The sequence below is a fragment of the Lysobacter sp. GQ73 genome (assembly GCF_059758755.1).
Map to the genome: position 1 here is coordinate 1 of NZ_JCAXEE010000014.1, position 11,681 is coordinate 11,681.

Annotated in this window: 9 protein-coding genes and 1 pseudogene; 6 read left to right on the top strand and 4 right to left on the bottom strand. The window is 67.8% G+C overall.

Annotated features, from left to right (window positions below; translation table 11 throughout):
- Positions 1-68: 68 nt before the first annotated feature.
- A complete protein-coding gene (locus AC6CH2_RS22365) occupies positions 69-386 on the top strand; it encodes a DUF1820 family protein (protein ID WP_031371311.1) in 318 nt (105 codons plus the stop codon).
- Between the two features lie 45 nt (positions 387-431).
- Here AC6CH2_RS22365 and AC6CH2_RS22370 read toward each other — a convergent pair.
- The 3 genes and pseudogenes from AC6CH2_RS22370 to gpmI form a co-directional block, all read right to left on the bottom strand.
- Positions 432-1,885 (bottom strand): annotated as a pseudogene (locus tag AC6CH2_RS22370) (S41 family peptidase); the annotation flags it as partial.
- A gap of 350 nt (positions 1,886-2,235) precedes the next feature.
- Positions 2,236-3,546: a murein hydrolase activator EnvC family protein gene (locus AC6CH2_RS22375; RefSeq protein ID WP_498271140.1), complete on the bottom strand. Its 1,311-nt coding sequence runs from the start codon at positions 3,544-3,546 to the stop codon at positions 2,236-2,238.
- A complete protein-coding gene (gpmI, locus tag AC6CH2_RS22380; protein ID WP_498271141.1) occupies positions 3,546-5,096 on the bottom strand; it encodes a 2,3-bisphosphoglycerate-independent phosphoglycerate mutase in 1,551 nt (516 codons plus the stop codon). The genes AC6CH2_RS22375 and gpmI overlap by 1 nt, the downstream gene beginning before the upstream one ends.
- A 251-nt stretch (positions 5,097-5,347) precedes the next feature.
- On the opposite strand from gpmI, the gene AC6CH2_RS22385 reads away from it, so the two are divergent.
- The 4 genes from AC6CH2_RS22385 (at position 5,348) to AC6CH2_RS22400 (ending at position 9,356) form a co-directional block, all read left to right on the top strand.
- Positions 5,348-6,016, top strand: coding sequence for a DUF4097 family beta strand repeat-containing protein (locus AC6CH2_RS22385; protein WP_498271142.1), 669 nt, complete (start codon positions 5,348-5,350; stop codon positions 6,014-6,016).
- A 238-nt stretch (positions 6,017-6,254) separates the two neighbouring features.
- Positions 6,255-8,018, top strand: a complete 1,764-nt coding sequence (locus AC6CH2_RS22390) for a M28 family metallopeptidase (protein WP_498271143.1) — start codon at positions 6,255-6,257, stop codon at positions 8,016-8,018.
- A 162-nt stretch (positions 8,019-8,180) separates the two neighbouring features.
- Positions 8,181-8,570 carry an MAPEG family protein gene (locus tag AC6CH2_RS22395; protein ID WP_498271144.1) on the top strand — a complete coding sequence of 130 codons (390 nt, stop codon included), beginning with the start codon at positions 8,181-8,183 and terminating at the stop codon, positions 8,568-8,570.
- Positions 8,571-8,615: 45 nt separating this feature from the next.
- The gene (locus AC6CH2_RS22400) at positions 8,616-9,356 is read left to right on the top strand and encodes a 2OG-Fe dioxygenase family protein (RefSeq protein ID WP_498271145.1); all 741 of its coding nucleotides are present in this window, start codon (positions 8,616-8,618) and stop codon (positions 9,354-9,356) included.
- A gap of 82 nt (positions 9,357-9,438) precedes the next feature.
- Here the strand turns inward: AC6CH2_RS22400 and AC6CH2_RS22405 are convergent, their stop codons facing one another.
- Positions 9,439-10,995 carry a glycosyl hydrolase family 28-related protein gene (locus tag AC6CH2_RS22405; protein ID WP_498271146.1) on the bottom strand — a complete coding sequence of 519 codons (1,557 nt, stop codon included), beginning with the start codon at positions 10,993-10,995 and terminating at the stop codon, positions 9,439-9,441.
- 144 nt (positions 10,996-11,139) lie between these two features.
- On the opposite strand from AC6CH2_RS22405, the gene AC6CH2_RS22410 reads away from it, so the two are divergent.
- Entirely contained in the window at positions 11,140-11,313 is a 174-nt protein-coding gene (locus tag AC6CH2_RS22410; RefSeq protein WP_498271147.1) for a hypothetical protein, read from the top strand.
- The last annotated feature ends 368 nt before the right edge of the window (positions 11,314-11,681 follow it).

Sequence of the window (11,681 nt, forward strand, 5' to 3'; positions counted from 1 at the left end):
CCCGAGTCCCGAGTCCCGAGTCCCGAGTCCCGAGTCCCGAGTCCCGAGTCCCGAGTCCCCGAACCGCCATGGCCACCCTCTACAAAGTCACCTTCCTCAACGCCGGCAAGATCTACGAGCTGTACGCGCGCAAGATCGCTTCGGGCAATCTGTGGGGATTCACCGAAGTCAGCGAGTTGGTCTTCGACCTGCACGAGGGCCTGGTGGTCGACCCGACCGAGGAGCGGCTGCGCGACGAGTTCGGCAGCACCCGCGTGCTGCATCTGCCGATGCAGAGCATCGTGCGGATCGAGGAAGTCGAGCGCAAAGGCCAGTCGGCGATCCGCGACGCCACCACCGGCGAGAAGGTGGTGACGCCGTTCCCGCTGCCGGCCAAGCCGCGCTGAACGCGGGCCGGGCGAAAGTCCGCGGCGGTTCGAGCGCCGCAAAGAAGAACCCGGCCAGCGGCCGGGTTGTTCTTTTGTGCCGCGCCCTGCTGGCGCCGCGGTCGGCGACGCCGGCCTGCACGAGGCCGGCTTGAACGAGGCCTGCGTCAGCGACGCGTGCTGTCGCCGGCCGCGGTCACCGCCGGTTTCTTGAGTTCGGCCAGGGCCGAGGCGATCGGCGCATCGCCTTCGAGCACTTCGCCGGCGTTGGTGCCGGGCGCGTCCTCTTCGTCGCCGTGCAGATGGCCGGGCAGGGTCGCCTCGCTGTAATAGCTCGGGCGCTTGTCGTCTTCGCTCTTGGCCGCGCGCAGCAGCACGTCGGGGATGATGCCCAGCGCCTGGATCGATTTGCCGCTCGGCGTGTAGTAGCGCGCAGTGGTCAGCTTGACCGAATCGCCGTTGTCGAGCGGCAACACGGTCTGCACAGAGCCCTTGCCGAAGGTGCGGCTGCCGACTACGCGCGCGCGGCCGTTGTCGCGCAAGGCGCCGGCCAGCACTTCCGAGGCGCTGGCCGAACCGGCATCGACCAGGACCACCACCGGCGCGCCGTCGAGACGGTCGCCGGGGGTCGCGCCGAATTCGGCGTCGCTGATCGCGATGCGGCCGCGGGTGCTGACGATCTTGCCCTTCTCGAGCAGATCGTCGGCGATCTGCACCGCCGAGGTCAGCAGCCCGCCCGGGTTGCTGCGCAGGTCGATCACCAGGCCGCGCAGCTTGCCGCCGGCCTGGGTCTTGAGCTTCTCGAGCTGGCGCTCGAAATCGGCCGCGGTGTCGGCCTGGAACGCGCTGATCCGCACGTAGCCGTAGCCGGGTTCGAGCATCCGGCCCTTGACGCTGGCGACGCGGATGGTCTCGCGCGCGACGGTCACGTCGAAGGGTTTGTCGCGGCCTTCGCGCACGATCGTCAGCACCACCTTGCTGCCGGCCGGGCCGCGCAGGGGACCGGAGCTGTCGCCCTCGTCGATCTTGAACGGCTTGCCGTCGATCGCGGTGATCAGGTCGCCGGCCTTGATCCCGGCGCGCGCCGCCGGCGTGTCGTCGATCGGCGAGATTACCCGCAGGCTGCCGTCGGGCTGGCGCTGCAGTTCCACGCCGATGCCGTCGTAGGCGCCGCGCGACTGCTCGTCGAAATCCTCGGCCGCGACCTTGTCGAGATAGACGCTGTGCGGGTCGAGATCGAACAGCAGGCCGCGGATCGCCGAGTGCATCAGCTTGGCGTCGTCGACCGGTTCGACATAGGCCTGCTTGACCGCGTTGTAGACCGCGACGTAACGCCGGATCTCCTCGATCGGCACTTTCGAATCGCTGGCGTCCTCGCCCTTCCTGCCCTTCGCGGCGGCGGGTTTGTCGGCGGTTTTGTCGGCGGGCCGGTCCGGTCCGGAATTTTCCGGCGCTTTCGGGGCCGGCGCGTCCTTGGCCGGTGCCTGCGCCGGCGGCGTCGCCTGATCCTTTGCCGGCACCGTGTCCGGAGCCGGCGATGCGGCCGGCGCTTGCCCGGTGGGAGCTTGCGGCGCTGGCGCGCTCGACGGGGGAGTTTCCGGAGCCGGTTTTTCCGGGGTCTGTTTTGCCGGTTCCTGCGGTGCAGGCGCAGGCGCCTGCCGCACCGGCGGCTGCGCCGGCGCCTGTTGCGACAAGGCCGGAGCGGCGCCGAACGCGAGTGCGAGCGGCAGCAGACTACGCAAGGGATGACGCAGGGACATGCACGAAGCTCCGAGACGGGTACCGGTTGGACCGCCGCGGGCGGCCCGGGTTCGACCGGCTATCTGCGCACGTTAATCGGCGCGTTTGCAAGCTTTCGTTAAACCCGCGATCAGCGTCGCAGCCAGGTGTTCGGATTGACCGGCTGCCCACCGCGGCGCAGCTCGAAATACAGGGCCGGGCGGCCATGGCCGCCGGAGCTGCCGACCGTGGCCACGGCCTCGCCTTTCCTGACCGTGGCGCCGGCGTCCTTGAGCAAGGCGTCGTTGTTCGCGTACAGGCTCATGTAGCCGTTGCCGTGGTCGATGATCAGCAGCAGGCCGTAGCCGGTCATCCATTCCGAATAGACCACGGTGCCGTCGCTGACCGCCTTGACCGTGCTGCCGGCGGCGGCGCCGATCAACAGGCCTTCGCTGCTGCGGCCGTCGGGCATGGTGCCGCCGAATCCGGCCAGCAGGGCGCCCGATACCGGCCAGCCCAGGCCGCCGACCTGGGGCGGCGGCGCGCTGGCGACCGCGACCGCCGGTTTGCGCGGCGCGGTCGTGCGCGCCGGCTTGCCCGAGGCGGCCGCGGCGGCCGCGGCTTTCGCCTCGCGCGCTTCGCGTTCGGCCTTGGCCTTGGCCGCGGCTCGGCGTTGCGCCTCCGCGCGGGCGGCCGCGGCGCGCAGCTTCGCCAGCAATTGCTCCAGGCCCTTGGCGTCGCGGCCGAGCTCGCGCTCGCGGGTGCTGCGGTCCTGGTACTTTTCGTTGATCTGCGCGACCAGCGCGGCGCGCGCCTTGCGGTCTTTCTCGAGCTGGCCGAGCTGGCTGCGCAGCTGCTTGCGGGTGCTGTCGAGGGTCAGGCGACGCTCGACGATCTCGCGCTCGACCGCATCGAGTTCGCGCAGCTGCGTATTGAGTTCGCCGATGCGGCGCGCGCGGTCGCGCTGGACGTAGCCGTGGTAGGTGAGGATGCGGCCGCTGTCGGCGACCTTGTCCTGCGACAGCAGCAACTTCAGCGGCGCATCGTTGCCCTGCGCATAGGCCGCGCGAACCAGCCGCGCGAGCTCCTGGCGCTGCGCGCCGAGCTTGCCGTTGAGTGCGTCGCGGCGGCTCTGCAGTTCCTTCAAGGCGGCCTGCTCGCGCGCCAGCCGCGCCTCGGTCTCGCGCAGCGCGCGGTTGGAGTGGCCGACCTGTTCGTCGGCGGCGCGCAGCCGCTGCGAGGCATCGCCGCGCTGGCCTTCGAGCCGGCGCCGCTCGGCGGCGACCGACTTCAACTCGGTCTTGATCTTCTCGAGCTTGCGTTCGGTTTCGCGGCTGCTGTTCTGCGCCGCCGCCATCGGGCTCGACACAGGCGCCAGCAGCGACACCGCGACGAACGCGATCGCCGCCAGCGCCGGCCAGGCCCGCACACGCGGTCGGTGCAGCTCGCGCAGTTGGGGCATCAGCGCTCCAGCAGGCTTTGCCCGGTCATTTCGGCCGGTTGCGCCAGGCCGAGCAGATCGAGCATGGTCGGGGCGACGTCGCGCAGGGCGCCGCCGCTGCGCAGGCCGGTCTTGCGCGAGCCGACATATACGAAGGGCACCGGCCCGACCGTGTGCGCGGTGTGCGGCTGCCCGGTCTCGGGGTCGCGCATCATTTCCAGGTTGCCGTGGTCGGCGGTGATCAGCAGGGCGCCGCCGACTTCGCGCACCGCCGCGGCGACCGCGCCGATCGCCAGGTCGACCGCTTCGGCGGCCTTGATCGCCGCGCCCAGATCGCCGGTATGGCCGACCATGTCGGGGTTGGCGATGTTGCAGACCGCCACGTCGATGGCGCCGGAACGGATCGAGGCGACCAGCTGCTCGGTCAGCTCGGGGCAGCTCATTTCCGGCTGCAGGTCGTAGGTCGCGACCTTGGGGCTCGGGATCAGGATGCGGCTTTCGCCGGCATACGGTTGCTCGCGCCCGCCGCTGAAGAAGAAGGTCACGTGCGCGTACTTCTCGGTCTCGGCGATGCGCAACTGGGTCAGGCCGTTCGCGGCCAGCAGCTCGCCGAGGGTGTTGTGCAGATCGTCGGGGCCGAACGCGACCGGCGCCGGCAGCCGGGCGTCGTACTCGGTCAGGCAGACGAAGCGCGACAGCCGCGGCCGGCGCGCTTCGTAGCCGGCGAACGACGGATCGACGAAGGCCGCGGTCAGCTGGCGGGCGCGGTCGGCGCGGAAATTCATGAACACGACCGCGTCGCCGTCGGCCATCGCCGCGCTGGCGCCGACTTCGCCGGTGACGATCACCGTCGGAGCGACGAACTCGTCGGTCTCGCCGCGCGCATATGCGGCCTCCAGGCCGGCGAGCGCGCTCGCCGCGCGGTGTTCGCTGGCGGCCTCGACGATCGCGTTCCAGGCGCGCAGTTGGCGGTCCCAGCGCTGGTCGCGATCCATCGCGTAGTAGCGGCCGCTGATCGAGGCGATATGCGCATTGCCGACCTGCGCGCACACCTGTTGCAGGCGTTCCAGGCTCGGCGCCGCGGATTTCGGCGGCATGTCGCGGCCGTCGAGGAAGGCGTGCACGGCGACCCGGGCCACGCCTTCGCGACGGGCCAGTTCGAGCATGGCGAAGATGTGCTGCTCGTGACTGTGCACGCCGCCCGGCGACAGCAGGCCCATCACGTGGAGGGTGGCGCGGTTGGCCTTTGCCGCGGCGCAGGCCGCGCGCAGTTCCTGATTGGCGTAGAAGCTGCCGTCCTCGATCGCCGCGTCGACCCGGGTCAAGTCCTGGTAGACGATGCGGCCGGCGCCGAGATTCATATGGCCGACTTCGGAATTGCCCATCTGCCCGTCCGGCAGGCCGACGTGGCGGCCTTCGGTGTGGATCAGGGTGTGCGGTGCGCTCGCGAGCAGGGCGCGCCAGTTCGGCAGGGTCGCCTGGGCCAGGGCGTTGTCGGCGGGATCGTCGCGATGGCCCCAACCGTCGAGGATCAACAACACTACGGGCTTGGGGCGGGAAGGCGCTGACACGTCGTAAGTTCCTATGACTTGGGGCAGGGGCCGCCGCGGGCGGGTCCTGCGATTGTAGCGAAGCGGCGCATGAAGCCCCGAACAACAGGCGCGCCGGCGTGGGCCGGGCACGAGCCGGCCCGATGCGGCGTCGGCAAGTGCTTGATCCTCAACGCCCGGTCGCGGCCGAAGCGGGATTTGTTCGCGCGGCTGTAAACCGTTTGCGCAGTGCCCGCATCTCAATCCCTGTCCACTACCCAACGGAACACGCCATGACGAGCCCCCGCCTCACTCTCAGCCTCTCGGTCCTGATCGCGCTGTCCTCGCCGCTGGCGTTCGCCGCCGAGGGCATCAGCAAGGTCAACGGCAGCATCACGGTCGGCTCAGGCGAAAGCCAAGGCACGCTGGAAACCGTCAACGGCAGCATCAAGATCGGCGACAACGCCCGCGTCGCCGACGCCTCGACCGTCAACGGCAGCATCAGCGTCGGCGAACGCAGCCAGACCGGCGGCCTGGAGACGGTCAACGGCAGCATCCGCGTCGCCAGCAACGTCACCGCCAGCGACGGTCTGGAAACCGTCAACGGCGGCATCTTCGTCGACCGCGGCGGCACCGTGCGCGGCGACGTCGAGACCGTCAACGGTGCGATCGGCCTGGTCGACACCGATGTCACCGGCGGCATCGAAACCGTCAACGGCGACGTCACCGTCGGCGTCGGCTCGCACGTCAGCGGCGGCATCCGCTACACCAAGCCCAACGGCATCGGCATCAAGCTCAAGCCGCGCAACCCGCGCGTGGTGATCGGCCCGAACGCGCGCGTCGACGGCCCGCTGGTGTTCGAACGCGAAGTCACGCTGTACGTGCACGCCACCGCCAAGACCGGCCCGATCCGCGGCGCCACCGCGATCGCCTTCAACACGCCGACGCCGCCGGCCGAGTAAGCGCCCCGGCGCTCGCGATCCGGCCCGTCCCGATCGACCGGCACGGGCCGCGATCCCAGCGGAACGCGCCGGGACCGCGCCGGATCGCGCGATATCCTCGGTCGAATCCCGCGGAACCGCGCCACCCGGCGCAGCCGCCGCCACCGCCAGCGGCCAGGCGCGGGACAACGCCCCCGCGACGTTGCCCCTAGAATGGACCTCCCCCACCCCCGGCCCACCGGCCGCTCCTGGAGGTCTGATGTCCCGTACCCCGCTCCTCACCGCCACCTCGCTGGTGGCCGCCGCCCTGGTGTTGTCGGCTTGCAACAAGCCGGCAGAAACGCCCGAGGCGAAGGCCCCGGCCGACGCCCCGGCCGCCCCGCCGAGCGCCGCCGCCGATCACGCCTTCGACGGCGCGATCAACGCCGCCGACTTCGCCCAGCACGTCAAGGTCCTGGCCTCCGACGAGTTCGAGGGCCGCGCGCCCGGCAGCGCCGGCGAAGAAAAGACCGTCCAGTACCTGGAAGCGCAGTTCAAGCGCCTCGGCCTGAAGCCCGGCAACGGCGACAGCTATTTCCAGACCGTGCCCATGGTCGAGACCACCGCCGACGAAGCCACCTCGCTCAAGCTCGAGGTCAAGGGCCAGCCGCGCGAACTCAAGTTCGGCAGCGACATGGTCATCGGCACCCGCACCGGCCAGGCCGAGATCAAGCTCGACGCCAGCGACCTGGTGTTCGTCGGCTACGGCGTCAACGCGCCCGAACAGAAGTGGAACGACTACGCCGGCATCGACGTCAAGGGCAAGACCGTGGTGATCCTGGTCAACGATCCCGGCTTTCACAGCCAGGACGCGACCTTGTTCGAAGGCCGCCGCATGACCTATTACGGCCGCTGGACTTACAAGTTCGAAGAAGCCGCCCGCCAGGGCGCGGCCGCCGCACTGATCGTCCACGACGCAGCCGGCGCCTCCTACGGCTGGGACGTGGTCAAGAACTCCTGGTCCGGCGCGCAGTTCGACCTGCCCGCCAAGGACGATCCCGAGCCGCGCCTGCCGGTGCAGGGTTGGATCACCGGCGACAGCGCCCGCAAGCTGCTCGGCGACCTCGGCCAGGACCTCGACGAACTCTACAAGGCGGCCGGCAAGCGCGGTTTCAAGGCGATCCCGCTGCAGGCCAAGGCTTCGGTGGAGCTGAAGAGCAAGATCAGCGAGAAGTCCTCGCGCAACGTGATCGCCCGCCTCGACGGCGCCAAGCGCCCCGACGAAGCCATCGTCTACATGGCGCATTGGGACCACCTCGGCAACCACACCGGCGAAGGCGGTCACGAAGGCCACGGCGCCGGCGACGGCAAGGCCGGCGGAGCCGACACGATCTACAACGGCGCGATCGACAACGCCTCCGGCGTGGCCGGCATCCTCGAAATCGCCGAAGCCTTCAGCAAGCAGACGCCGCCGCCGGACCGCTCGCTCCTGTTCGTTTCGGTGACCTTGGAGGAGTCCGGCCTGCTCGGATCCAAGTACTACGTCGCCCACCCGACCGTGCCGCTCAACAAGACCGTCGCGGTGATCAACCTCGACGCCATGCCGATCATCGGCAAGGCCAAGGACTTCACCGTAGTCGGCTACGGCAGCTCGGAGCTCGAGGACATCCTCAAGACCATCGCCGACGGCCAGGGCCGCGTGCTGCATGCCGAGGCCACTCCGCAGGACGGCTTCTACTTCCGCTCCGATCACTTCAACTTCGCCAAGGCCGGCGTGCCTGCGCTGTACGCCAAGGGCGGCGACGACCTGCTCGAAGGCGGCACTGAAGCCGGACAGAAGGCCCAGGTCGACTACCGCGACAACCGCTATCACAAGCCGGCCGACCAGTTCGATCCGAACTGGAAGCTCGACGGCGTGGTCCAGGACCTCGACGCGCTGTACGGCGTCGGCAAGGTGCTCGCCGGCAACGAACAATGGCCGAACTGGTACGAAGGCAACGCCTTCCGCGCCGCGCACGACAAGTTGATGGCTCCGGCCAAGTAAGCGGCCCGGTAAGCGGCCGCGCAAGCCGCCGGGCGATCGCCCAGGCGGCGCCCGGTCGCTCACGACCGCAAAGCGGTCCGACGACGGCGCCCCGGGGCGCCGTCGTTTTTTCCGCTAGGCTTTGCAGGCCGCGACCCGCGGCCACGGGGAACGCGCATGTCCATGACCGTCGCTTATTGGTGCCTGTTGATCGCCGCCTTACTGCCCTATCTGTGGGCCGCCGTCGCCAAGGGCAGCGGCCAGCGCTACGACAACCGCGATCCCCGCGCCTGGCAGACTCGCCAGGACAGCCCGCGCAGCAACGCGGCCTATGCCGCCCACCTCAACGCCTTCGAGGCTTTCGCCCCGTTCGCGGCCGGCGTGTTCGGCGCGCAGATCACCGGCGTCGACACCGGCGTCATCGCCGGCCTGTCGGTGGCTTTCATCGTCTGCCGCGTATTGCACGGCGTGTTCTACCTGACCCGCCAGGCACCCTTGCGCAGCCTGGCGTGGGTGGTCGGCTTCGGCTGCGTCGTCGCCCTGCTCGTACAAGCCGCCCTGGCGGCGGCCTGATCGTTCGCCGCGCCCCTTGCACGCCTTCGATTTCAAGAGTCAGGCATGAACCCCGCACCGAGTTCCGAGCACCAGGATTTCGCCGATGCCCTGCGCCGCGACGGCTTCCGTTTCGTCGCCGGCGAAGACATGCGCACGCATCTGCTGCGTCACGGATCCCTGCAGGACTGGGCCGCGTTCGCCGACAGTTGGAACGACCTGGCGCCGGACAGCTACCTCGCCAGCGTCGGCCGTCATCGCCGCCGTCGCCACGCCGTGTTCCGCGCCGATCGCGACGGCGCGATCGCGCGCCAGCCGCATCAGCCTCACTATCAGAGCCTCAATTACAACGCCTTGCAGGGCGATATCGAACGCTGGTTCGAGCCGGTACGCGACGACGTCGCCCACGGCGCCACCTTGGCGACCATTCTCGGCTTCTGCCTCGACTTCTTCGGCTTGCTGGCGCCGCAGGTACCCGGCTGGCATATCGAGCTGCACCAGTTCCGCATCGAAGCCCGCAGCGACGAAGCAGGCCAGCCCACGCCCGAAGGCGTACATCGCGACGGCGTCGACTATGTCCTGGTGCTGCTGATCGACCGCCACAACATCGTCAGCGGCACGACCACCATCCACACCGCCGACGGAGGCCTGCTCGGCAGCTTCACCCTGACCGCCCCGCTCGACGCCGCCCTGGTCGACGACGCCCGGGTCTTCCACGGCGTGACCGCGGTGACTCCGCAAGACCCGACGCGCGCAGCCCATCGCGACGTGCTGGTGGTGACGTTTCGTGCGGTGGCTGCCAGTTGACGGGCGGCGACCATGATCCGAATCCGGCCGAGAGTGCACAGCAGGATTCGGATTGGTCAACGGTTATCGAAACAAACCAGAATCAGCGATTGCCCCCCGATTCAAACCAATTTAGGCCGTCGGATATGAATTCGATGGTCCGATACGCGGGCACCGTAACGCTGGCGGCGCCGGCCTTGAGCTGCAATACACCGTTGCCGGTGAAGGTCACACCGTTCAAACCGGCCTGAACGGTCACTCGCCGCCCCGGATTTCGCGGTACCAAGTCCTGAATCGGCGTCCCTCCGATCACCTGATAGAACTCTGCGCCATAGTTCAGTTGCACCTGCGCAGCTGCCGTCACGTAAACGGCGGCATCGCTGCGGATGCCGGTAATCGACGGGCCTTCCCGGTAGTCGGCTCCCTCGACATAAGGCGAGGACGGCGCATCCTTGAGAGTTATACCGCTGATAACACAACGGGCCGGGCCACCCGGCTGCTTCTGGATGAGGATCGCCGGACCGGTGAACTGACGGATTCGACACCCAGTGATCAACGTGTCGCTGGCGCCCTGCCCGAGGACGATGCCATTGACGGTGCTGGTCAAGTCTCCGGTGATATCGCAATTCTTGATCGAATTGGCGGGGCCGTGAACGATCAGCCCGCAGTAATCCGCCTTCAGTCCGTTAATTTCACAGGAACTCGCCCCTACGCCGAGTTCCACCCCTGCGCCGTTGCCGAGGATGCCGCCGACCCAACCACCGACGATCTGCACTGCCTGCCCTCTATTGACGACGATGCCCCGACTGCCGCTGTTACCGCCCTCGATGTTGACGTTGACGATGAAGAAATTCGTGCCGTCCTGCGTCACTGGGTCGGAATCGATGTAGAACGCCGGCTTATAGAGAGCCTGCATGAGGATCAGGTCGTTGACGAACATGCCGCCGGTATGGGGACCGAAATAGACTTGATATCCGGTGCAGGCATAGATACGCGTCGACTCGATGCGCACGTCGACGGTCCGGTAAGGATTCGGACTCGAGCGGTGTGCCGAGCCAGAGCTATGGATGCCATCTGCCCTAAAGTAGCGCAGACGGCAATGGCGAATGAATCCATCCGAGGCCCGGAATAGCGTCATTCCCCGGAACAGGCAGGCCTGGGTCCCGTAACGGGCGTAGAAATCGCAGTTGCGCACGTCAAAAAACGCGCAAAAGTTTAGGAAGATGCACGACCCGGTCGTGGACGGCCCCGCGTTGGCACCGGGCACGAACGTAAAACCGTCGATCACGGTATGCAGACTGCTGAGCATCCCGGACTCAGTGCCGTTACCGATCACGATGTGGTCGCGATCGGCAACATCCATCACCAGTTGCACGCCGCCCTGCGCGCCGCGCAACACTACGCCACGCACAATATGGAGCGCCGCGGTCAGACGATAGCTGCGGCGCGTCGCCCAAATCTCTCGGCCCGGATTATCGGTAATAGCCGCCTGGATCGCCGCGGTGTCGTCCGCGACGCCGTCGCCTACCGCACCGTAATCTTCGAATGTCACGTAATCGTCTGTCGTCAGTGGCGCACCGGCCGCGTATGTCGGTATTGCGCTCGCAGCCGCTGCCGCAGTCACAGCCAACGGCATGCTCATGAATTGACGTCTCTGCATTTTATTTTCCTTGTCGAACTTGGCCGAGTCCGGCAGTGGCCGGCAATGCATAGTGCATTCATCGAATCTCGGAGGCTGCATCGACACAGCAAATAGTCAGCGTTGATCGATCGAGCGGTTCGATTGACTACTTTGGGACCGACCATGCCCTCGAAGCTCATTAAAAATGCTCGTGATCGTGCCGCTTCAGTTTTCGACGCGGCTCAAGCAATGCCGAGTGCGAAACGGCCAGCACCGACAAGGTTGAGTACTGCCTTTGCCTTTGCCTTTGCCTTTGCTTTTGCTTTTGCTTTTGCTTTTGCTTTTGCTTTTGCTTAGCGAGATTTTGATTTTCTTTAGCTGTCAAAAGGCGGCCCGTAGGGCGGCCCGCGGGGGTACGGGCCGTGCGCATGCAAGCCATGCTATTGATGTTGCTCACCTTTACGGCCGGTGGCACAGCCACGGGAGACGAAGCGGTCGCGCCTGCGTCGCTCCTACCCCGGAGCCACCGCGTCGGCGTGCTGCGAACTGCCCTCTGTAGGAGCGACGTAAGTCGCGACCAAGGGACGCGCCGAGACGACAATGCGAATGCTATCCATCGAAGCGGCGCGGTATCGCCCGGGCAGGAGCGGCGCGAGCCGCGACCGCGTCGTTGCGGTCTCGCGGCGCACGGTTCAAGAAAGCTCCTGATCTGAGCTGGGTCAGAT